The organism is Micromonospora sp. C28ISP2-4, from assembly GCF_030519385.1.
In the GTDB taxonomy this organism is placed as follows: Bacteria; Actinomycetota; Actinomycetes; order Mycobacteriales; family Micromonosporaceae; genus Micromonospora; species Micromonospora tulbaghiae.
In genome coordinates this window covers 356,505-377,690 of sequence record NZ_JAUMKG010000001.1, presented here as the reverse complement: position 1 = coordinate 377,690, position 21,186 = coordinate 356,505, and the positions used below count along the sequence as shown (strand labels likewise).

Genomic DNA, 21,186 nt, shown 5'->3' with positions numbered 1-21,186 from the left:
CGGCCGTTGCGGGGCGTGCCGGGGTCGAGGATCGGCGGCGGGCCGTCGGGTTGCTCGCGAGGGGTGCTCACCACCTCATGATTCCCCGATAAGGGTGAACGGAAAATGAACTCGGGCCAGGTTGTTCACGCCATCGTCGGCAAGGTCACCCGGACCACCTCGCCGTCGGCGTCCCGCTCGATCCGGACACGCTGCCCCAACCGGAGCAGCCGCAGCCCGGAGGCGTCGAACGCGCGGGCCGGGAACGCCAGCTCGGTGCCGTCGTCGAGCAGCAGCACCCCGCTGCGGGTCGACGCGTCGTAGGTCGCCACCGTCCCCTGCATGCCAGCACCGTACTCCACCGCTGCGGCGACCCGGGCCAGCAGCGCGGCCGTGCGCGAACCCACGCCCAGCCCGGCGGCGTCGGCCAGATCCGCCGGGGTGTCCACGTCCCGGCGCAGGCTGGGCCACTCCCCGGCGAGCGGCAGCGCCCCGCTCGCCGCGTGCGCGGCGGCCGAGTCCGCCCCGAACCGCGGCGCCAGCGGCGTACCGGCCGGCGCGGCGAGCAGCACCGTGCCCGCGCCGGGGGCGTCCGCCACGAACCCGCGTACCCCCGCGGTGGCCCGCAGCGCGGCGGCCAGGTCGGCCGGTCGCAGCGCCGGCAGGTCGGCGGTCAGGCCGGCCACCTCGGCCCGCGGCCCGGCGACTGCCGCGCCGTGCCGGAACGCCGCGTTCAGCCCGCCGCCGGGGTCGGCGGTGACGCGGGCGCCGACCACGCCGGCCGCCGCGGCCACCCGCGGGTCGTCGGTCACCACGAGCACCCCGGCGACCGCCGGGCACGCCCGCACCGCGCGCAGCGTGTCGGCCACCAGGGCGAGCGCCAGCTCCTCATGGGGTACGCCGGGCAGCGCGCCCCGCAGACGGCTCTTCGCCGCCGCAAGGCGCTTCACCGGCATCACCACGGTCCAGCGGGCCTCAGACACGCCGACCATCCTGCCAGCGAGGGCGCCGGTACCCGCACTGGCCGCAGCGGGGGCGAACAGGCATGATTCTGTGCCGGGGCGCGAGGGCGGATCGAGGAGGCAGAGTGGCACGGCGGAGGCTGGGGTTCTGGCGACGGCTCGCCGTGGTGCTGGTGAAGCCGCTGATGACGGTCTGGACCCGGCGCACCTGGCGGGGCATGGAGCACCTGCGCCACGACGGCGGCGTGATCCTCGTGCCGAACCACATCTCGCACGCCGACCCGCTCGTGGTCGCGCACTACATCTACGACGCCGGGCGCTGGCCGCGCTTCCTCGGCAAGGCCAGCGTGTTCCGGGTGCCGGTGGTCGGCTGGATCCTGCACCGGTGCCAGCAGATCCCGGTCGAGCGGGGCACAGTCGAGGCGGTCAAGTCGCTGGACAAGCTGGTCGCCGCGCTGGCCGAGGGCGGCGCTGTGGTGATCTACCCGGAGGGCACCACCACCCGGGAGCCGGACCTGTGGCCGATGAAGGGCAAGACCGGCGCGGCCCGGCTGGCGCTGGCCACCGGCGCCCCGGTGGTCCCGATCGCCATGGTCGGCCCGGAACTGATGTTCGACCCGCGTACGGCCCGGTTCGGGCTGCGCCCGCGTACCCCGGTGACGGTGATCGCCGGTCCGCCGGTGGACCTGAGCCGCTGGGCCGGCGCCACGCCGACCCGGCCGATCCTGGAGGAGATGACGGACACCATCATGCTGCGCATCCGGGATCTGGTCGCGGAGATCCGCGGCGGCACACCACCGCCGCTCTGGGAGCGGCCCGCCCGCACCGGCACCCGGGAGGTCAGCGAATGAGCGGGCACGTGGCCGTGCTGGGCGCCGGATCCTGGGGGACCGCGTTCGCCAAGATCCTCGCCGACGCCGGCCGGGACGTCACGGTCCTGGCCCGCCGGTCGGCCGTGGCCGAGGCGATCCGGACCGGCCGGGGGAATCCGGAGTACCTGCCGGGCGTACGCCTGCCGGAGCGGGTCACCGCCACCGGCGACGCCGCCGAGGCGATCGAGGGCGCCGAGGTGGTGGTGCTGTCGGTGCCGTCCCAGACGCTGCGCGGCAACCTCGCCGACTGGACGCCGTACCTGGCGCCGGACGCCACGCTGGTGTCGCTGATGAAGGGCATCGAGCTGGGCACCACCAAGCGGATGAGCCAGGTGATCACGGAGACCGCCGGGGTGCCCGCCGACCGGGTGGTGGTCGTCTCCGGGCCCAACCTGGCGCCGGAGATCGCCGCCGAGCAGCCGGCCGCCACTGTCGTCGCGGGCACCGACAGCCGGCGTACGGCGCTGGTGCAGGCGTCCATCCGGACGCCGTACTTCCGTCCGTACACCAACGACGACGTGATCGGGTGCGAGCTGGGCGGCGCGGTGAAGAACGTGATCGCGCTGGCGTACGGCATCGCCACCGCGATGGGCTTCGGCGACAACACCCGGGCCATGCTGATGACCCGCGGCCTGGCCGAGACCGCCCGGCTGGGCGTGGCGCTCGGCGCCGACCCGATCACGTTCGCCGGGCTGGCCGGCATGGGCGACCTGGTCGCCTCCTGCTCGTCGCCGATGGCCCGCAACCGCACCTTCGGCGAGCACCTGGGCCGGGGGGAGACGCTGGAACAGGCCCAGGCGGCCACCCGGCAGACCGCCGAGGGCGTCAAGAGCTGCCTGGCCATCCGCGACCTGGCCCGGGCGCACGGGGTGGAGATGCCGATCACCGAGCAGATCGAGCGGATCTGCCACGAGGGGATGGATCCGCGCCTGGCGGTGGACGCGCTGATGAGCCGCACCGCCAAGCCCGAGTCGTACGAGTGAGCGGAGCCGAGATGACCGACGAGCACTGGGGTGACGGCACGCGCAGCGTGCACGCGGGCCTGCCGGACGCCGTACCGGGGCAGCCGTTCCTGCCCGGCCCGGTCTTCGCCGCGCCGTACCACCTGGACCCGGAGCACGGTCCGTCCGCGGCGACGAACGGGTACGGACGGCCGGACAACCCCACCCGGCGGCTGCTGGAGACCGCCGTCGGCGAGCTGGAGGGCGGCGACTGCCGGGTCTTCGCCAGCGGCCAGGCCGCCATCACCGGGCTGCTGCTGACACTGCTGCGCCCCGGCGACACGGTGCTGCTGCCCGCCGACGGCTACTACTCGGTGCGCTCGTTCGCCTCGGACACGCTGGAGCAGCTCGGCGTACGCGTGGTGCTCGTGCCGACGGCCGGGCCGTACCCGTCGTTCGAGGGGGTCCGGCTGGTGCTGCTGGAGACCCCGGCGAACCCCGGCCTGGACGTCGTCGACGTGCGGGCGGTGGCCGCCGCAGCGCACGCCGCGGGCGCGCTGGTGGCGGTGGACAACACCACGGCGACGCCGCTCGGGCAGCGCCCGCTGGACCTCGGCGCGGACGTGGTGGTCGCCTCCGGCACCAAGGCGCTGACCGGCCACTCCGACCTGCTGCTGGGCTACCTGGCCACCCGCGACGCCGGTCTGCGGGACGCGGCGACCACGTGGCGCAACGCCACCGGCGGGGTGCCCGGCGCGTTCGACTGCTGGCTGGCCCACCGTTCGCTGGCCACGCTCGACCTGCGGCTGGCCCGGCAGACCGCGAACGCGGGGGCGCTGGCCGAACTGCTCGCGGCCCGCCCGGACGTCACCGGGGTGCGCTGGCCCGGACGGCCGGAGGACCCGGCGTACCCGGTGGCGTCGGCCCAGATGCGGCGCGTACCGGGTGTGCTCTCGTTCGACCTGGGCGACGAGCGCCGGGTGGCCCGGTTCCTCGGCGCCTCCCGGCTGGTGGCCGCCGCCACCTCGTTCGGCGGCCTGCACACCACAGCCGACCGGCGGGCACAGTGGGGCGACGCCACGGCCCCGGGCTTCGTGCGCTTCTCCTGCGGCGTCGAGGACACCGCCGACCTGCTCGCCGACGTGACGTCGGCGCTCGACGCGGCGGGCTGACGGCGTATCGGCCGCTGGGCTATCGTGACGGGCAGCCACGGCCCGTGGGCCCCGACCCGAGGAGGTGAGTCCGATCCACAAGCAGAGGACCGGCGCTCCCTCCGAGTCCGCGTCGCCTCGGGGCTGAGGCGACGCCGGGGGCGCCGACGAGCGCTTCCCGAAAGGCTTGCCATGGCATCCACCGTGTTCACCCCCGACCGTCCCGCCCTCGTCCGGCGGCTGCGTGCCGCCGGTTGCGTCTTCGCCGAGGACGAGGCGGACCTGCTGATCGCCGCCGCCGACTCGGCGCAGTCGCTGACCCGGCTTGTCGACCGTCGCGTCGCCGGCCTGCCGCTGGAGCACCTGCTCGGCTGGGCCGAGTTCTGCGGCCTGCGGATCGCCGTGCACCCGGGGGTCTTCGTGCCGCGCGGGCGTACCGCCCTGCTCGTCGACACGGCGACGGCGCTCGCCGGGCCTGCGCCGGTGGTGCTCGACCTGTGCTGCGGGTCCGGCGCCGCCGCCGTGGTGCTGCACCAACGGCTGGCGCCCCGCTGGCTGGCCGCCGCCGACATCGACCCGGTGGCGGTGGCCTGCGCCCGGCGCAACCTCGAACCGCTCGGTGTCCCGGTCTACCAGGGTGATCTGTTCGACGCGCTGCCCGCCGGGCGGCGCGGGACGCTGGACCTGGTGGTGGCGAACGCGCCGTACGTGCCGACGGCCGCGGTGGCCTCGCTGCCGGCCGAGGCGCGCCTGTACGAGGCGCCGGTGGCGCTGGACGGTGGCACGGACGGCCTGGCCGTGCTGCGCCGGGTCGCCTCGGGCGCGGCGCAGTGGCTCGCCCCGGGCGGGCACGTCGTGGTCGAGGCGAGCGCCGCGCAGGCCCCGGAACTGTGCTGTGTGTTCACCGCCGCCGGGCTGGACCCGGCTGTGGTACGCGACGAGGAGCGGGAGGCCACAGCGGTGACCGCCCGCCGCCCCGGCTGACCGCGCGGGGGAGTCCGCGCCGGGGCGTGGCGGGTGGGCCGGGCGGGAACTAGCCTCGGGGCAGGCGCGGCGGGAGGCGGTGGCGGTGGGCAGCGCAGGTGTGCCGGTGGTGGTGGGGCTGGACAACGGGGGCACGAGCGACAACGCCACGGTGCTCACAGTCGACGGCCGGTTCCTGGTGGACGGGCTTTTGGAGATCCCGAGCGAGGTGGGCGCCGGGCCGGAGGCGGCGGTGGAGGCGCTGGCGCGGGCGTTCGACGGCGTACTGGCCCACACCGGCGTGCCGCGTGAACTGGTCCGCGCGGTCGGCCTGGACACGCCCGGCCCGGCCAGCGCCACCGGCGTCATCTCGTCGCGCGGCTCGACGAACTTCTCCCAGCCGGCCTGGCGGGGCTTCGACGTGCGTACCGCGTTGGAGCGGCGGCTGGGCCTGCCTGTGGTGTACGCCAACGACGGCAACGCCGCCGCGCTCTACGCCCACCACGTGCACTTCGGTGCCGAGGCGATGGCGCGGTCGTCGGTGTCCGCGATCGTCGGCACCGGGCTCGGCGGGGGAGTGGTGGAGTCGGGGCGGGTGGTCCGCGGCGCGGCCGGCATGGCGGGCGAGTTCGGGCACGTGCACATCCCGCTGGACGGCCTGGTCGAGCCGGACCAGGCGGCGCCGGTCTGCGCCTGCGGCTTCACCGGGGACGCGGAGAGCGTCGCCTCACTGACCGCGATCCGGCGCAACCTGCTGCCGTACTGGCTGGCCCGGCACCCGGAGCATCCGCTCGCGGCGGAGGAGCCGGACCGGGCGGCGAAGCTGCTGCGCGGCTACGCCGAACGCGGCGACCCGCTGGCCCGCCTGGTGTTCGGCCAGCAGGCCAAGGCGCTGGGCCGGCTGTTCACCATCGCGGCCAACTTCACCGACCCGCACGCGTACTTCGTCGGCGGGGGTGTGGTGGAGGCGGCGCCGGAGTTCCGGGACTGGTTCCTCGCCGCCGTCGCCGAGCACACGGTGCTCCGGGAGGAGCAGCGGGCGGTGGCCACCTTCGCGCTGGTGCCGGACCGGGACATGGCCGGGGCGCGCGGGGTGGCCATCGCGGCGCTGGAGGCGGTACGCGGCACCGTCACCGCCGCCGCCCCGCTCGGCTGACGGGCCGAGCGGGCGGCGTCACGCCAGGTGGGCGGCGGGCCGCTCAGGCGTGCGGCGGCGCGGCGGTGAACGCGGCCCAGGCGTGCGGCGGGAACACCAGCACCGGGCCGGCGGGGTCCTTGGAGTCGCGGACCGCCACCGCGCCGGGCAGCGGCGCCATCTCCACGCACGCGCCCTCGTCGCCACTGTGGCTGCTCTTGCGCCAGCGGGCCGGCGTGGGGTTCGTGCGGTTCGTGCCGTTCATCTGGTCACCTCTCGTTCAGCAGGCGGAGGAGCTGGTCCCGACTGGCCGCCGGGCTCAGCGCCACGGTCCGCAGGTGCTCCATGATCTTGCCGCAGGTCCGCAGTTCACCCGGCCGGTCGAGGACCATCTGCCCGGCGACTGTCTCCACCGAGGCGATGATCGGGTCCTCCGGGTCGGCGAACTCCAGGATGTGCAGCGATCCCCGGGTGCCCCGGTGGTAGCCGGCGGCCAGCGGGATGACCTGCACCGTGACGTTCGGCAGCTCGGCCATCTTCAGCAGGTGCTGGAGCTGGCCGGACATGACCGAGCGGTCACCGACCGGGCGCAGCAGCGCGCCCTCGTCGATGATGGCGTCGAGGATAGGCGGCTCGGCGCCGGAGAGCCGCTGCTGGCGGTCCAGCCGTAGCTGGACCCGCTGCTCCACCTGCTCGTCGGTGAGCGTGTGCGGCCCGCCGCGCATGACCCCGCGGATGTAGTCGGCGGTCTGGAGCAGACCGGGCACCACCGACGGCTCGAAGTTCGCGATGCCGGTGGCCTCGGCCTCCAGTGCGATGAAGTCGATGGTGCGCTGGTCCAGCAGGTACGAATAGGACACCCACCAGCCCGGCTTGCGGGCGTCCTTCGCGAGCTGCACCGCCGCGGCGATGTCCGCCGGGCCCACGCCGTAGCTGGTCAGCAACGCGCGCACGGTGGCGGGACTGACGAGCGTCTGCGCGTTCTCGTAGCGGGACAACGTGCTCCGGGTGCTGTTGATCTCGTCGGCCGCGGCCTCCAGGGTGAGGCCGGCGGCCTCCCGGTGGGTCCGCAGGGCGATGCCGAGCCGTCGGGCCCGGGCGGTCTTCGGCGCCATGCATCGATGGTTGCACATCCCGCGGGAGAACGGGCATGAGAGAACGCCGATGAGAGTTGCATTCATGGCGGTGAACCTGTCAGTGTGTGACGGCGTCCTCACCACCGGTTGTCGTGGCGACGGTGGTGGTGAGCGACCGGAGGGGATGGGGCGCGCGGTGGTCGGATTCTTCACTCCCCCACGATCCGACCGCCGCGTGCCGCTACCGGGCCACGAGACGGGGAGGGGTTCCGCGGTGACCAGGTTCCTGGTGGTCCTGACCGACGTGCGTCCACCGGACGGCACCCGGCGTGACGAACGGACCAGCCCGGAACGCCGCCGCCAGGTGGTCGGCGCGAGCAGCCGGGAGGCGGCCGACCGGATCGCCGGCGCGTTCATGGCGCTGGGCATGGTGCGGGCCGGCCGGCAACGGGTGAAGGTCATCGCGGTCGGCCGCCGGCCCCGCCACCCGGCCTCCTGAGGCACACCGTTCCGTTACTCCCTGTAGATGTCACCTTGACCGTTTGCCACACGACTCCGCGTCTCCCCGGGTAACGACCACCGCTTGCGGCAACGCACAGTAAGGTCAGTCGGGTGAGCGCCACCGGCGAGCACGGCCAGCCGCAGTCGCGAACGATGAGGTGACCATGACCACCCCAGGCAAGACCCGTGTGGCGATCGTCTTCGGCGGCCGCAGCCCCGAGCACGGCATCTCCTGCGTCAGCGCCGGCAGCGTGCTGGCCGCGCTCGACCCGGACGAGTTCGAGGTGGTCCCGGTCGGCATCACCCGGCAGGGCCAGTGGGTGCTCGCCAGCGGCGACCCGAGCCGGCTCGCGATCGCCGACCGCAAGCTTCCCGAGATCACCGCCGGCTCCGGCGCCGAACTGGTGCTGCGCGCCGACCCCGCCGTCGGCGGCCTGATGGTGCTCGACCCGGCCCAGGGGCCGGTCGCGCTGGCCGACGTGGACGTGGTCTTCCCGGTGTTGCACGGCGCCTACGGCGAGGACGGCACCATTCAGGGGATGCTGGAGATGGCCGACATCCCCTACGTCGGCGCGAACGTCTTCGCCTCCGCCGCGGCGATGGACAAGGAGTTCACCAAGAAGCTCTGCGCCGCCGAGGGCATCCCGGTCGGCCCGTACGCGGTGCTGCGCACCGGTATGTCGCTGAGCGAGGAGGACAAGGAGCGCCTCGGGCTGCCCGTCTTCGTCAAGCCGTCCCGGGCCGGCTCCTCGTTCGGCATCACGAAGGTCGACGACTGGGCGGACCTGGACGCCGCGCTCGTCACCGCCCGCGAGATCGACAGCAAGGTGCTCGTCGAAGGCGCGGTGGTCGGCCGCGAGATCGAGTGCGGCGTGCTGGAGGGGGAGGCCGGTGGCGCGCCCGAGGCCTCCGTGCTCGCCGAGGTCCGGATGATCGGCGACCGCGACTGGTACGACTTCGAGGCCAAGTACATCTTCGCCGACGAGGTCTGCGAGTACGACGTGCCGGCCGACCTGCCCGAGCCGGTGGCCCGGCAGGTGCGCGACTACGCCACCCGGGCCTTCACCGCGCTCGACTGCTCCGGCCTGGCCCGGGTCGACTTCTTCGTGACCCCGCAGATGGACGTCTACCTCAACGAGATCAACACGATGCCGGGCTTCACCCCGACGTCGATGTTCCCGCGGATGTGGTCGGCCAGTGGGCTGGAGTACCCGAAGCTGGTCAACCGCCTGATCCGTACCGCCCTGCACCGCCGCGCCGGCCGCTGACCGCCCGCACCGCCCGGCCGGCTGCCGAGCCGGCCGGGTGTCAGGCGGAGCAGCCGGAGGGGGCCTGCTTCGCCGAGGGGACCGAGCTGACGATCGTGTCGGAGATCGAGGTCACCCACTGAAGCGGCGTCTCGTACGACTTCGGCACCCGGACCCGGATCGGGGTCTCCCGATCGACTGTGGTCAGCACCGTGGCGTCGGCCTCCTCGGCGGCGTGCCAGCAGACCTTGTTGACCGTCCAGACCTCGTCGGTGGGCGGGAACTGCGCCGGGCTGCCGCCGCAGGCCACAGTCAGCGCCGGGTCGCCGTACGCGGCGTTCTGCTCCGGGCCCGCAGTGACCGGGCGCTGCGGCAGGTCACGCACGCTGTCCGGGAGCTGCGACATCAGGGCCCGGCAGAGCACGGTCGGGCGCTCGGCCAGCGCCGGGGCGGGCATCTCGACCGGCGCGCTGGACTGCGCCCGGGGACTCGCCGACGCGCTCGGCTCGGCGTCCGGCGACTCCGGGGCCAGCTTGGCGAACGTGAACCCGGCCACCGCCAGGGTCACCGGCACCGCGACGAGCGTCGCCCAGAGCGCGGCACGGCGGGTGGCGCCGTCCCGGCGGGGGGAGGTGTCCTTCTCGTCCACTTACAGCCGCACCACCGAACACGTGAGGGTCCGGGTGATGCCGGGCACCATCTGCACCTTGCTGACGATGAGTTTGCCGAGCTCGTCGACGGTGTTCGCCTCGGTGAGCACCACCACGTCGTACGGCCCGGTGACGGCGTCGACCCGTACCACGCCGGCCAGGTCCGCGATCAGACCGGCCACGTCACGCGCCCGGCCGACCTCGGTCTGGATGAGGATGTACGCCTGTACCACGACTCGACCTCCGTCCGTCGCCTCCGGGCGACCCGAAGGGTGAAACTACCGTACTGAGCGGCCGTGATCCCTATCGGTTGCCGGTCGGACGCGGTGAGCGAGCACACGCCGGTACGGACAGGGGTGGGACGTGCGGAACGACGCAGCGGAGCGAGGGGACGGAATGACTGTCACTGATGTCGGCGAGTTCGGCCTGATCGATCGGGTGACCGCCCGGCTGGCGCAGGGACAGAGCTGCCTGCTCGGCCCCGGCGACGACGGCGCAGTGGTGGCGGCGCCGGACCGGCGGGTGGTCGCCTCCACCGACGTGCTGGTGGAGGGGCGGCACTTCCGCCGGGACTGGTCGTCGGCGCGGGACGTGGGGCACCGGGCGGCGGCGGCGAACCTCGCCGACATCGCCGCCATGGGCGCCACCCCGACCGCGCTGCTCGTCGCGCTCTGCATGCCGGCCGAGCTGGACCCGGCCTGGGCCGAGGAGCTGGCCGACGGGCTGGGCGCGGAGGCGGCGCTCGTCGGCGCGAGCGTGGCCGGCGGGGACATGTCCGGCAGCCCGACGCTCACCGTCGCGGTGACGGCGCTCGGCGACCTGGCCGGCCGGGCCCCGGTGGTCCGCTCCGGCGCCCGCCCCGGCGACGTGGTGGCGCTGGCCGGTCGTACCGGGTGGTCGGCGGCCGGCTACACCGTGCTGTCCCGGGGTTTCCGCACGCCCCGGCTGCTGGTCGAGGCGTTCCGCCGCCCCGAGGTGCCGTACGCCGCCGGACCCGCTGCCGCCGCGGCGGGGGCCACCGCCATGATCGACGTGTCGGACGGGCTGCTGGCCGACCTCGGGCACGTGGCGACCGCCAGCGGCGTGGCGATCGACCTGAGCCGTGAGGCGTTCGAGGTGCCCCGGCAGATGCGGGACGCGGCGCAGGCGCTCGGCGTCGACCCGTACACCTGGATCCTGGGCGGCGGCGAGGACCACGCGCTGGCGGCGACGTTCCCGGCGGACGCCGCGCTGCCCGACGGGTGGCGGCCGGTCGGGCGGGTGGCGGCCGGCGCCGGGGTCACCGTCGACGGCGCCGCCTACACCGGCCCGCGCGGCTGGGACCACTTCCGCAGAGCGGAATAGCCGGCCCGGCCGGCGGACGGCGGAGTGATCTGCGTCCGACCCCGGGCGGCCGGGCCGGGCCGGGGCCGGCGGCGGTCGTAACCTGGCACGGTGAGCGAGATCGAGATCCGGGAGCGGCGCTTCGACGCGCCCGAGTCGCAGGCGTTGATCCGGGCGGCGCTGGCCGACCTCGGCGCCCGGTACGGCGGCAGCGGCGACGAGACCCCCGTCGACGCGGCCGAGTTCACCCCGCCGGACGGCGCGTTCCTCGTCGCCTACCTCGACGGGCGGCCGGTGGGCTGCGGCGGCTGGCGCAGCCACGGCGAGGACGGGGACACGGCCGAGCTGAAGCGGATGTACACCGACCCGGCGGCCCGGGGCCGGGGCGTGGCCCGCACGGTGCTCGCCGCGGTCGAGCGGTCCGCGCGTGACCACGGCCGCAAGCGGATCGTGCTGGAGTGCGGCGACAAGCAGCCCGAGGCGATCGCCATGTACACCTCGGCCGGCTACGAGCGGATCCCGAACTTCGGCTTCTACAAGGACGCCCCGGGCTGCCTGTCGTACGGCCGCACGCTCTAGCCGACCGTGATGCGGATCGCCCCGGCGGCGCGGCGCGCTGCGTCCGCGGCCTCGTCCGGGGTGGCGCCCCAGGCCATCAGGTGCCCGCTGCGGTGCGCCGAGGAGAGCAGCTCCGGCACGGTCTGACCGACCTTCGTCTCCACCTGAACGTCGAGCACACCCGGCACGCGCAGCGCGTCGCGCCTGCCGTCCACGGCGGTCACCCGGCCGGGCGGCGCGATCAGGAACTCGATCGCCGCCGCGCCGGTCGCCCGCGCCGGCAACGCCGGCCGTTCGCCGCGCAGGATCCGCAGGTACGCCTCGATGACGTCGCGCTCGTAGGCGATCGAGATGAGCGCGGTGATCATGTCGCCGGGCATCCGGGCGGCGCACTCCACGAGCGTCGGCACGCCGTCGGCCAGGATCCACTCGCTGTGCAGCATGCCGCTGCGGAAGCCGGCCGCCTCGGCGAGACGTACCGCGGCGGCGCGCAGCGCGTCGTGCGCGTCGGCGGGCAGCGCGGACGGCACCGTGTGGCCGGTCTCGACCGGATAGCGGCCACCGGCGATCCGCTTGTCGGTGACGTTCGCGAAGACCACATCGCCCTCGGCCACCAGCAGCTCCACGCTGTGCTCGGAGCCGACCAGCAGCTCCTCGACCAGCACGCCGGTGGGCAGGCCGCGCTCGGTGGCCTCGGCCGGGTCCGGCGGGGTGGCGCTCGCCGCCCAGCGGGCCGGCACCTCCGCCGGGTCGCTGATCAGCTGTACGCCCAGGCTGCCCGAGCGGCGGGTGGGCTTGAGCACGCACCGGCCGCCGTGCGCCTCCGCGAACTCCACCGCCCGCGCCGGGTCGTCGACCAGCTCGTACGCCGGGTTGGCCAGCCCGATCCGGTCGGCGAGCACCCGCATCCGGTGCTTGTCGGAGAAGACGTCGGCGGCCTCGACTCCGGCGCCGGGCAGCCCGAGGCGTTCGGCGAGCCGGGCGGTGGCGCCGACCGAGTACTCCAGGCCGGGCAGGACCAGCCGGGCGTCGGCGAGACCGGGCTCGCGGGCGAGCAGGGCGTCCGGGTCGAAGCCGGTCTGGTACTCGGCCGCGACGAGGCGCCCGATCATCGGCAGCCGCTCGGCGAACCCGGCCAGGCCGCGGCGGGCGATCACGTCCGGCTCCTCGACCAGCACCACGCTGCCGGCCGGCAGTTCCTGGTCGAACCAGCTCAGCGAGCCGAACGACGCGCCCACCACCACCAGTTGCTCGCGACCCAGATCGAGGTCCACCGGTCACCCTCCCCACGGCTCGCGCCGGAACCGGACGGCCGGCGCAGCAGCACCCTAACCGGCCGGTACCAGCCGGTCGCCGTACGGTCGGTCAGGGGTGCGGGGGCGGGTCGGCCGATACCGAGGGCGGGTCGGCCGGACACGACAGAAGCCGGCGGACCCCGAAGGGATCCGCCGGCGACCGACGATGTTCCGGTGGCGCTACCGCGTCAGGCGCGGGTGACCTTGCCGGCCTTGATGCACGAGGTGCAGACCTGCAACTTCTTGGTGGTGCCACCACCGGCCGGGGTACGCACCGACTGGATGTTCGGGTTCCAGCGGCGGTTGGTCCGCCGGTGCGAGTGGGACACGTTGTGGCCGAAGCCCGGCCCCTTGCCACAGACGTCGCACACGCTAGCCACGGGATACTCCTGGGATTGAAACGTTCATGAGGTCGCCGCCAGGCGCTGCCCGGGCAACCTGGTCAGGTTACCCGATGACAGTCGGTACGCCCAACCGGCCCTTTCGCGAGCCCACCCAGCGTACCGGCGTGCCGGCCGGGCCGTCGGCCGGGGCGGACACGCGGCGGACGACCCCGGCGCGTGTCGGTGCGCGCCAGTAGGCTTCCCGACGTGCTGGAGACCCTCGACGCCGCAGCGGTACGCCGCTGGTGCGCGAGCGGGCTGACCGCCCTCCGGGCCCACCAGGGCGAGATCGACGACCTGAACGTCTATCCGGTGCCCGACGGCGACACCGGCACCAACCTGGTGCTCACGCTCACCTCGGCCCAGCAGGCCCTGGCCATGGACCTCGGCACGCTCCCCGACGACGGGCACACCCCGCACGGGCACGCGTTGCGGCTGATGGCGCGGGGCGCGCTGCTCGGGGCGCGTGGCAACTCCGGCGTGATCCTCTCGCAGATCCTGCGCGGTCTCGCCGACACGCTCGCCGCCGCGCCCGCGGTGCGTGGGCGGCAGCTCGCCGACGCCCTGGCCGACGCCACCACCGCCGCGTACGCCGCTGTCGCCCGGCCGGTCGAGGGCACGCTGCTGAGCGTGGTGGCCGCCGCGGCGCAGGCGGCCCGCCGGGCGGACAGCGACGACCTGCGCGCCGTCGCGCGGGCCGCGTCCGAGGCGGCGGCGCACGCGCTGGCGCGTACCCCCGAGCAGTTGCCGGAGCTGGCCCGCGCGGGCGTGGTCGACGCCGGCGGGCGCGGCCTGTGCCTGCTGCTGGACGCGCTGGTCGAGGTGATCACCGGGGAGAGCCCGGGGCAGCCGGCGCCCGCGCCGCCCGCCCGCCGCGCGTCGGCCACCGCCGTGCGGGAGAGCGGCTCCGACGCGTACGCCTACGAGGTGCAATATCTGCTGGACGCCACCGACGAGGCGGTGGCGCGGCTGCGCGCCGAGCTGGACGCGCTCGGCGACTCCCTGGCCGTCGTCGGCGACGGCGACGGCACCTGGAACGTGCACGTGCACGTCAACGACATCGGAGCGGCCGTCGAGGCGGGCGTGGTGGCCGGCCGCCCGCACCGGATCAGCGTGACCCGCTTCGCCGACCAGACCGCCCCGGCGCTCGCGCCGCAGGTGGCGCGCCCGGACGGCCGGGCCGCCGTGGTGGTGGCCACCGGCGCGGGCATCGCGGAGCTGTTCGCCGCCGAGGGCGCCGTTGTGGTGCCCGCCAACCCGTCCACCGGTGAGCTGCTCGACGCGATCCGCGCCACCGGCGCCGCCCGGGTGGTGGTGCTGCCGAACGACCCGAACACCCAGTCGGTGGCGAGCGCGGCGGCCAGGGAGGCGCACGGCCTCGGCATCAAGGTGAGCGTGGTGCCGACCCGCTCGCCGGTGCAGGCGCTCGCGGCGCTCGCCGTCCGCGATCCGAAGCGGCGGTTCGAGGACGACGTGATCGCGATGGCCGAGGCGGCCGGCGCCTGCCGGTACGCCGAGGTCTGCCACGCCGCCCGGGAGGCGCTCACCGTCGCCGGCCCGGCCCGCCCGGGTGACGTGCTGGCCCTGGTCGAGGGCGAGGTGCACCTGATCGGGCAGGATCTGACCGACACCTGCACGGCGGTGGTGGACCGGATGCTCGGCGGTGGCGGCGAACTGGTCACGCTGCTCTGCGGCGCCGACGCGCCGGCCGGGCTGGCCGACCGGGTCCGCGCCCACGTCGAGCGGGCCTGGCCGTTCGTCGAGGTGCAGGCGTACGAGGGCGGGCAGCCGCACTATCCGCTCCTGCTGGGGGTCGAATGACGAGCGAGGCGGCCACTGTGGACACGCCGCTGAAGAAGCTGGTCGGCGAGCGCACCGCGAAGGCGCTGGCCGGGCACCTCGACCTGCACACCGCGGGCGACCTGATCTACCACTTCCCGCGCCGGTACGACGAGCGCGGCGAGCACACCGACATCCGCTCGCTCGACGTGGGGGAGCAGGTGACAGTGCTGGCCCAGGTGCAGCGCACCGCGGTCCGCCCGATGCGCCAGCGGCGCGGCAACCTGCTGGAGGTCACCGTCGGCGACGGCTCCGGCGGTGTGCTCACCTGCACGTTCTTCGGCAACCAGGCGTGGCGGGAGCGGGAACTGCGGCCCGGCCGGTGGGGGCTGTTCGCCGGCAAGGTGACCGAGTTCCGCGGCAAGCGCCAGCTCAACGGCCCGGAGTACGTCCTGCTGGGCGAGGGCGGCGAGGGCGAGGCGGCCGCAAACGAGGAGGTCGAGGAGTTCGCCGGGGCGCTGATCCCGGTCTACCCGGCCGCGGCGGCGGTGCCGACCTGGGTGATCGCCCGCTGCGTACGCGTCGTGCTCGACACGTTCACCCCGCCCGAGGATCCGCTGCCGGCCACCGTGCGGGCCGCCCGCAACCTGATCGACATCGGCACCGCGCTGCGCGAGATCCACCGCCCGACCAGCAAGGAGGCGCTCTACCGGGCCCGCCGCCGGCTGAAGTGGGACGAGGCGTTCGCCGTGCAGCTCACCCTGGTGCAGCGCAAGCACCGGGCGGCGGCGTCGCCGGGGCGGGCCCGGCCGGCGAAGGCGGGCGGCCTGCTGGACGCGTTCGACGCACGGCTGCCGTACGAGCTGACGTCCGGCCAGCAGGTCGTCGGGCGGGAGATCGCCGCCGACCTGGCCCGGGCACACCCGATGCACCGGCTGCTCCAGGGCGAGGTGGGTTCCGGCAAGACGGTGGTGGCGCTGCGCGCCATGCTCCAGGTGGTCGACGCCGGTGGGCAGGCCGCGCTGCTGGCCCCGACCGAGGTGCTCGCCGCCCAGCACCACAGGGGCATCCTCGATCTGCTCGGCCCGCTCGGCCGGGCCGGTGAGCTGGGCGCGGCCGAGGACGCCACGCGGGTGGAGCTGGTCACCGGCTCGCTCGGCGCGGCAGCCCGGCGCCGGGCACTGGCCGAGGTGGCCGAGGGTCGCGCCGGCATCGTGCTCGGCACGCACGCCCTGCTCTACGAGGGCGTCGACTTCCACGACCTCGGCCTGGTGGTGGTGGACGAGCAGCACCGCTTCGGCGTGGAGCAGCGCGACGCGCTGCGCGCCAAGGCCGAGCAGCCGCCGCACGTGCTGGTGATGACAGCCACGCCGATCCCGCGCACCGTCGCCATGACCGTCTACGGCGACCTGGAGACCTCCACGCTGTCCCAGCTTCCGCAGGGCCGCTCGCCGATCGCCTCGCACGTGGTCCCGGCCGCGGAGAAGCCGGCGTTCCTCGACCGGGCCTGGCGCCGGCTGCGCGAGGAGGTCGCGAAGGGCCACCAGGCGTACGTGGTGTGCCCGCGCATCGGTGAAGGCCCGGTGTCCGACGAGGAGGCGCCGCGGGAGGACGACAGCGGCCGGCGTCCGCCGCTGGCGGTGACCGAGGTGGCCCCGCTGCTGGCCGAGGGGCCGCTGCACGGGCTGCGGATCGGGGTGCTACACGGGCGGCTGCCGGCCGACGAGAAGGACGCGGTGATGCGCGCGTTCGCCGACGGTGAGCTGGACGTGCTGGTCGCGACCACTGTGGTCGAGGTCGGCGTGAACGTGCCGAACGCGACGGTGATGATCGTGCTGGACGCCGACCGGTTCGGCGTCTCCCAGCTGCACCAGCTGCGCGGCCGGGTCGGCCGGGGCTCCGCCGCCGGTCTGTGCCTGCTGGTCACCGAGGCGGCCGAGGGTTCGTCGGCGCGGGAGCGGCTGGACGCGGTCGCCTCCACCACCGACGGCTTCAAGCTCGCCGAGCTCGACCTGGAGCAGCGCCGGGAGGGTGACGTGCTGGGCGCGACCCAGTCCGGCCGGCGCTCGCACCTGCGGCTGCTGTCGCTGCTGCGCGACACCGAGCTGATCCGTGACGCGCGGGCCGAGGCGATCGAGCTGGTCGAGGACGATCCGGAACTGGCCCGGCATCCGGCGCTGGCGGCGTCGGTCGCCGCGCTGGTCGACGAGGAACGCGCCGAATACCTGGAGAAGGGCTGACCCCCCACCAGCTCGGCGGGGCGGTGACGGATCACGGGACTGCGGCGCGCGCGTCGCGTGCCTAGGCTCGCGCAGATGTCGACACCATTCCTCGAACGCGGTGTGCTGCTGCTGGCCCGAGGTGACGATCTCCTCGTGGACCGGGTCGTCGGCGCGGCCGACGAGACGTCAGGCCGGCCGTGCATCCCGGCGACCCGGTTCCAGATCGCCTCGATCAGCAAGCAGATGGCCGCAGTGGCGGTGTTGCTGCTCGCCGAACGTGGTGTGCTGCGCCTGACCGACCCCGTCACCCGATGGCTGCCCGGCACGCCGCCGCCGGAATGGTCCGGCATGACGCTGCACCACCTGCTCACTCACACCTCCGGGCTGGGCCACTCGGAGGAGTACCCGGCGATCGACCTGCACGGGCCGGCCGAGCCCGACGAGCTGCTCGACCGGTTCGCGGCGCTGCCACCGCTGTTCCCGGCCGGAGCCGGGTGGCACTACAGCAGCCCCGGCTACGTGCTGCTGGCCCGGGCCGTCGAGCGGGCGGCCGGTCGGCCGTACGCCAAGTTCCTCGCCGAGGAGGTCTTCGCGCCGCTGGGCATGACTGGCAGCTTCGCCGGTTCCGGCGACGGCCGGCCGGACCTGGCGGTCGGGCACGAGGGCGGCCGTCCGGTGCCGTCCTGGGACCTGGCGACCGTCAGCATGGGCGCGGGCGACGTCTGGTGCACCGCTGCGGACCTGCTGACCTGGTTGGACGTACCGCGCCGGGGCCGGCTTCTCGCCCCGGCCTCGGTGGCGGCGCTGACCGCACCGCACGCACCGACCGGGCGGCCGGACGAGGCGTACGGCTACGGCTTCTTCGTCGGCCCGCTGGCCGGGCGGCGGGCGGTGCACCACTCGGGGGACAACGGCGGCTACAAGGCGTTCGCCGCCTGGCTGCCCGACTCGGACGAGCGGCTCGTCCTGCTGGCCAACCAGGCCGAGGTGAACCCGGCCGCTGTCACGTCGGTGCTCGACGCGGTCTGACCGGCGGCGCACGCACGGCGAGGGCGCGCCGACCGGGTGGTCGACGCGCCCTCCTTGTGCATCAGCGGATCGGCGGATCAGCCAGATCGGCGGATCAGGCGGATCAGGCGGTGAAGCGGATCCGGCGGCGGCGGGCCAGTACGAACAGCACCGCGCCGGCGGCCAGCAGCAGCGCCGCGCCACCGGCGATGGCACCCGCGGCCGGGCCGGTGACCGGCAGGCCACCACCCTGGCCGGAGCAGTCATCCGGCTGGGCGTACGGGATGGTCTCGGCGTCCTCGACCACGTCGTACTTCACAGTGACCTTGAGGCCCGGGTAGGCGTCGAACTCGGCGGAGCTGGTCCTGCCGGGCTCGGAGACGAGCTTCCTGGTGACGCCCTTCTCGCTGGTCAGCGTGGCGGTGAAGGGCACGCCGCCGGCCGGGTTCTCCACGACGAAGGTCATCGAGTCGCAGTCCTGGTCCAGCTTGAAGATCGGCTCCGCCGGCTCGGCGGGAGAGCTGGGCGTCGCGGGCGGGGCGGTCGGGCTCGGCGGCACGGACGCCGACGGGGTCGGGGTGGCCTGCGGCGGCGTGCTCGGCGAAGGGCTGGCGCTCGGCGGCGTGCTGGGCGACGGCGACGGGCTCTGGGTCCCGCAGTTGCCCCCCGGGCGGGCCGTCACGGTCCGCTCTCCGTCGTGCGACTTGCGGCCCCGCTCCCAGTGCGCCCCGACGGTCAGCTTCAGCTCCGGGATCGCGCCGGCGAACGTGTGGGTCTGGGTGCCGGTCAGCGGGCCCTGACCGGCCGGCTTCAGTTCCGCGCCGACCGCCAGCCCACCGCTGATCGCGCCCGGCACCGTGGATTCGATCTTGGTGATGCGGCCGGAGATGTCGGTCTCGCTGCTGATCACGGACCAGGTCACCGTGACGGTGCCGTTCCCGGCGGCGCAGTAGCTGCCGGACGGCTCGGGGTGGTGGGCGGCGGCCGGGCCGGCGACTGTGGCGACGCCCGCGAGGCCGAGGAGCGTGCCGGCGGTGAGGACGGCGGCACGCCGGAGGTGGAGACGCTTCACGCCTACTCCTGACGAGGGGGAGGATGGGAGACACCGGGCGGAGGGGCCGAAGCCGCGCGTCCGTCCGGCAATCGGGCCAGACCCTAGCGAGATCGACAGTGCGGGCGTCACCGTGATCGAAGGGTCGTAAAGGGTCCGTTATGCATCTGAGATCATTGATGTACGTCGAGTCACGGATCGTCGCGCCGGGTACTTCGTCCACGCCTCGGGGCGTCGCGTAGCGTCGGGGCATGCGCAGGGAGCGACGGTGACCCGGATCGTGGCCGGCACGCTCGGCGGGCGGCGGATCGCCGCGCCACCGGGTGCCGGCACCCGGCCCACCTCCGACCGGGTCCGCGAGGCGCTGTTCAGCGCCGTGCACTCCCACGCCGACCTGGACGGCGCGCGCTTCGCCGACCTGTACGCCGGTTCCGGCGCGGTCGGTCTGGAGGCGCTGTCCCGGGGCGCCGCCCACGTGCTGCTCGTCGAGTCCGACGCGCGGGCCGCCCGGGTGATCCGGGAGAACATCGCCGCACTCCGGGCCGCGCCGGCCGCGCGCCTGGTCACCGGCAAGGTCGCCACAGTGCTGGCGGCCGGGCCCACCGACGGGCCGTACGACGTGGTCTTCGCCGATCCGCCGTACGCGGTGCCGGACGCCGAGATCACCGCGATGCTGACGGCGCTGGTCGACGGCGGCTGGCTCGCCCCGGACGCCCTGGTGGTCGTCGAGCGGTCCAGCCGTACCGGACCGGTCACGTGGGTGGAAGGTGTCACTCCGGAGCGCAGCAGACGTTACGGCGAGACCACTCTTTGGTACGGTCGCCGATCATGAGACGTGCGGTCTGCCCGGGCTCGTTCGACCCGGTCACCAACGGACACCTCGACATCATCGGCCGGGCCAGCCGGCTGTTCGACGAGGTGATCGTCGGAGTGCTGGTCAACCAGTCCAAGCAGGGCCTGTTCACGGTCGAGGAGCGGATCGCCATGCTCCGCGAGGTGACCGCCTCGTACGACAACGTCCGGGTGGAGTCGTTCCGCGGCCTGCTCGTCGACTTCTGCCGTGCCCAGCAGGCGAGCGTGCTGATCAAGGGCCTGCGCGCGGTGAGCGACTTCGACTACGAGCTGCAGATGGCGCAGATGAACATCGGCCTGGCCGGCGTGGAGACGCTGTTCATGCCGACCAACCCGCTCTACTCGTTCATCTCGTCCAGCCTGATCAAGGACGTGGCGAAGTGGGGCGGCGACATCTCCGCCCACGTCCCCGACCTGGTCCGGGCCCAGCTCTCCGCCCGCCTCCGCCCCTGACCCCGCCCCTGCCCCTCGCCCTCTGACCCCCGCGATCTTGCACTTTCGGCCCGGCGTTCGTCCCCTACGGGAGGAATGTCCGGGCCGCAACTGCAAGATCGCCGGGGAGAGGGCGGGGGGCGGGGAGAGGGCGGGAGGGCGACGCGCCGGGTGGGGCGGGTGGGGTGTGGGTGGCCTTGGCGAGACATGATGTCTGCAGCGCCGAGAACGGGGCGCAGGCCGCATGATGGAGGGCGGCCGACGAAGACAGGAGTGAGGTACCGGTGGACCCGCTCGATCGCATCGACGAAATGATCGCCATGGTGGAGCAGGCCCGCTCCGTCCCGATGTCGCGCAACAACTGCATGGTCGACCGGGGCGAGATGATCGCCGCGCTCGACGAGCTGCGCGCGGAGCTTCCCGCGGACCTGCGCCGGGCCGCCGCGCTGCTGGAGGAGCGGGACAAGATCATGGAGGCCGGCAAGCGCGAGGCCGACCGGATCATCAGCGAGGGTGAGGCGGAACACGCCCGGCTGGTCTCGGTCAACGAGATCACCGTCTCGGCCGAGCACGAGGGCGCGCGGATCATCGCCGAGGCGCGGGCCGAGGCGCAGCGCCTCCGGGAGGAGGTGGACGACTACGTCGACACCGCGCTGGCGAACTTCGAGCAGTTCCTCACCCGGGCGCTGGCCTCGATAGAGCGCGGCCGCGACAAGATGCACGCGCTGCGCGAGATCGGCACCTTCGCCGGGGACGAGGCGGACCGCCCGCTACCCTTCTGAGCGGCGCGCAGGCCGGTCGCCGAC

General features: G+C 74.5%; 23 protein-coding genes and 1 pseudogene. 15 read left to right on the top strand and 9 right to left on the bottom strand.

All coding sequences use genetic code 11. The features are described 5' to 3' along the window. Positions 1-125: 125 nt before the first annotated feature. Both Q3W68_RS01755 and cofC read right to left on the bottom strand, forming a co-directional pair. On the bottom strand, positions 126-323 hold the full coding sequence (locus Q3W68_RS01755; RefSeq protein WP_043330566.1) for a cold-shock protein: 198 nt from the start codon (positions 321-323) through the stop codon (positions 126-128). Between the two features lie 39 nt (positions 324-362). Next, positions 363-971, bottom strand: a pseudogene (gene cofC, locus Q3W68_RS01750) (2-phospho-L-lactate guanylyltransferase); the annotation flags it as partial. Between the two features lie 95 nt (positions 972-1,066). Between cofC and Q3W68_RS01745 the strand changes: the two are divergent. The 5 genes from Q3W68_RS01745 to Q3W68_RS01725 all read left to right on the top strand — a co-directional run bounded on the left by Q3W68_RS01745 (position 1,067) and on the right by Q3W68_RS01725 (position 6,024). Then, positions 1,067-1,792: a 1-acyl-sn-glycerol-3-phosphate acyltransferase gene (locus Q3W68_RS01745; RefSeq protein WP_302903781.1), complete on the top strand. Its 726-nt coding sequence runs from the start codon at positions 1,067-1,069 to the stop codon at positions 1,790-1,792. Beyond that, complete coding sequence (locus tag Q3W68_RS01740) at positions 1,789-2,796, top strand: NAD(P)H-dependent glycerol-3-phosphate dehydrogenase (protein WP_302903780.1); 1,008 nt, start codon at positions 1,789-1,791, stop codon at positions 2,794-2,796. The genes Q3W68_RS01745 and Q3W68_RS01740 overlap by 4 nt, the downstream gene beginning before the upstream one ends. Before the next feature lie 11 nt (positions 2,797-2,807). Further along, positions 2,808-3,926, top strand: coding sequence for a cystathionine gamma-lyase (locus Q3W68_RS01735; RefSeq protein ID WP_302903779.1), 1,119 nt, complete (start codon positions 2,808-2,810; stop codon positions 3,924-3,926). A 171-nt stretch (positions 3,927-4,097) separates the two neighbouring features. Next, positions 4,098-4,889 carry a putative protein N(5)-glutamine methyltransferase gene (locus Q3W68_RS01730; protein ID WP_302903778.1) on the top strand — a complete coding sequence of 264 codons (792 nt, stop codon included), beginning with the start codon at positions 4,098-4,100 and terminating at the stop codon, positions 4,887-4,889. A gap of 85 nt (positions 4,890-4,974) precedes the next feature. Continuing rightward, a complete protein-coding gene (locus Q3W68_RS01725) occupies positions 4,975-6,024 on the top strand; it encodes an ROK family protein (protein WP_302903777.1) in 1,050 nt (349 codons plus the stop codon). A 43-nt stretch (positions 6,025-6,067) separates the two neighbouring features. On the opposite strand, the gene Q3W68_RS01720 is transcribed toward Q3W68_RS01725, so the two are convergent. Together Q3W68_RS01720 and Q3W68_RS01715 are read right to left on the bottom strand one after the other, a co-directional pair. Continuing rightward, on the bottom strand, positions 6,068-6,268 hold the full coding sequence (locus Q3W68_RS01720) for a DUF397 domain-containing protein (RefSeq protein ID WP_302903776.1): 201 nt from the start codon (positions 6,266-6,268) through the stop codon (positions 6,068-6,070). Positions 6,269-6,272: 4 nt separating this feature from the next. Beyond that, a complete protein-coding gene (locus Q3W68_RS01715; RefSeq protein ID WP_302903775.1) occupies positions 6,273-7,118 on the bottom strand; it encodes a helix-turn-helix transcriptional regulator in 846 nt (281 codons plus the stop codon). A gap of 235 nt (positions 7,119-7,353) precedes the next feature. Here Q3W68_RS01715 and Q3W68_RS01710 point away from each other — a divergent pair, with 235 nt between their 5' ends. Together Q3W68_RS01710 and Q3W68_RS01705 are read left to right on the top strand one after the other, a co-directional pair. After that, entirely contained in the window at positions 7,354-7,578 is a 225-nt protein-coding gene (locus tag Q3W68_RS01710; protein WP_302903774.1) for a hypothetical protein, read from the top strand. Between the two features lie 166 nt (positions 7,579-7,744). Then, positions 7,745-8,848, top strand: a complete 1,104-nt coding sequence (locus tag Q3W68_RS01705; RefSeq protein ID WP_302903773.1) for a D-alanine--D-alanine ligase family protein — start codon at positions 7,745-7,747, stop codon at positions 8,846-8,848. A 40-nt stretch (positions 8,849-8,888) separates the two neighbouring features. On the opposite strand, the gene Q3W68_RS01700 is transcribed toward Q3W68_RS01705, so the two are convergent. Together Q3W68_RS01700 and Q3W68_RS01695 are read right to left on the bottom strand one after the other, a co-directional pair. Then, entirely contained in the window at positions 8,889-9,476 is a 588-nt protein-coding gene (locus tag Q3W68_RS01700; RefSeq protein ID WP_302903772.1) for a DUF3515 domain-containing protein, read from the bottom strand. Further along, complete coding sequence (locus Q3W68_RS01695; protein WP_013284547.1) at positions 9,477-9,710, bottom strand: Lrp/AsnC ligand binding domain-containing protein; 234 nt, start codon at positions 9,708-9,710, stop codon at positions 9,477-9,479. 163 nt (positions 9,711-9,873) lie between these two features. Between Q3W68_RS01695 and Q3W68_RS01690 the strand changes: the two genes are divergently transcribed. Both Q3W68_RS01690 and Q3W68_RS01685 read left to right on the top strand, forming a co-directional pair. Continuing rightward, positions 9,874-10,821, top strand: coding sequence for a thiamine-phosphate kinase (locus Q3W68_RS01690; protein ID WP_302903771.1), 948 nt, complete (start codon positions 9,874-9,876; stop codon positions 10,819-10,821). Positions 10,822-10,911: 90 nt separating this feature from the next. Then, the gene (locus tag Q3W68_RS01685) at positions 10,912-11,379 is read left to right on the top strand and encodes a GNAT family N-acetyltransferase (RefSeq protein ID WP_302903770.1); all 468 of its coding nucleotides are present in this window, start codon (positions 10,912-10,914) and stop codon (positions 11,377-11,379) included. On the opposite strand, the gene Q3W68_RS01680 is transcribed toward Q3W68_RS01685, so the two are convergent. Continuing rightward, positions 11,376-12,632, bottom strand: coding sequence for an ATP-grasp domain-containing protein (locus Q3W68_RS01680; protein WP_302903769.1), 1,257 nt, complete (start codon positions 12,630-12,632; stop codon positions 11,376-11,378). The genes Q3W68_RS01685 and Q3W68_RS01680 overlap by 4 nt on opposite strands. A 209-nt stretch (positions 12,633-12,841) precedes the next feature. Then, positions 12,842-13,033 carry a 50S ribosomal protein L28 gene (rpmB, locus tag Q3W68_RS01675; protein ID WP_013284551.1) on the bottom strand — a complete coding sequence of 64 codons (192 nt, stop codon included), beginning with the start codon at positions 13,031-13,033 and terminating at the stop codon, positions 12,842-12,844. Positions 13,034-13,243: 210 nt separating this feature from the next. Between rpmB and Q3W68_RS01670 the strand changes: the two genes are divergently transcribed. From Q3W68_RS01670 to Q3W68_RS01660, 3 genes are all read left to right on the top strand, one after another. Further along, the gene (locus Q3W68_RS01670; RefSeq protein WP_302903768.1) at positions 13,244-14,857 is read left to right on the top strand and encodes a DAK2 domain-containing protein; all 1,614 of its coding nucleotides are present in this window, start codon (positions 13,244-13,246) and stop codon (positions 14,855-14,857) included. Continuing rightward, complete coding sequence (recG, locus tag Q3W68_RS01665) at positions 14,854-17,055, top strand: ATP-dependent DNA helicase RecG (RefSeq protein ID WP_302903767.1); 2,202 nt, start codon at positions 14,854-14,856, stop codon at positions 17,053-17,055. The genes Q3W68_RS01670 and recG overlap by 4 nt, the downstream gene beginning before the upstream one ends. A 75-nt stretch (positions 17,056-17,130) precedes the next feature. Then, positions 17,131-18,066, top strand: coding sequence for a serine hydrolase (locus Q3W68_RS01660; protein ID WP_302903766.1), 936 nt, complete (start codon positions 17,131-17,133; stop codon positions 18,064-18,066). A gap of 103 nt (positions 18,067-18,169) precedes the next feature. Here Q3W68_RS01660 and Q3W68_RS01655 read toward each other — a convergent pair whose 3' ends face one another. Further along, positions 18,170-19,117, bottom strand: a complete 948-nt coding sequence (locus tag Q3W68_RS01655; protein WP_302903765.1) for a cell wall anchor protein — start codon at positions 19,115-19,117, stop codon at positions 18,170-18,172. 247 nt (positions 19,118-19,364) lie between these two features. On the opposite strand from Q3W68_RS01655, the gene rsmD reads away from it, so the two are divergent. The 3 genes from rsmD to Q3W68_RS01640 all read left to right on the top strand — a co-directional run bounded on the left by rsmD (position 19,365) and on the right by Q3W68_RS01640 (position 21,162). Next, entirely contained in the window at positions 19,365-19,928 is a 564-nt protein-coding gene (gene rsmD, locus Q3W68_RS01650; RefSeq protein WP_302903764.1) for a 16S rRNA (guanine(966)-N(2))-methyltransferase RsmD, read from the top strand. Next, a complete protein-coding gene (gene coaD, locus Q3W68_RS01645) occupies positions 19,925-20,401 on the top strand; it encodes a pantetheine-phosphate adenylyltransferase (protein ID WP_128138481.1) in 477 nt (158 codons plus the stop codon). Before rsmD ends, coaD begins: the two co-directional genes overlap by 4 nt. A gap of 263 nt (positions 20,402-20,664) precedes the next feature. After that, positions 20,665-21,162, top strand: coding sequence for a hypothetical protein (locus tag Q3W68_RS01640; protein WP_269701534.1), 498 nt, complete (start codon positions 20,665-20,667; stop codon positions 21,160-21,162). Positions 21,163-21,186 lie beyond the last annotated feature (24 nt).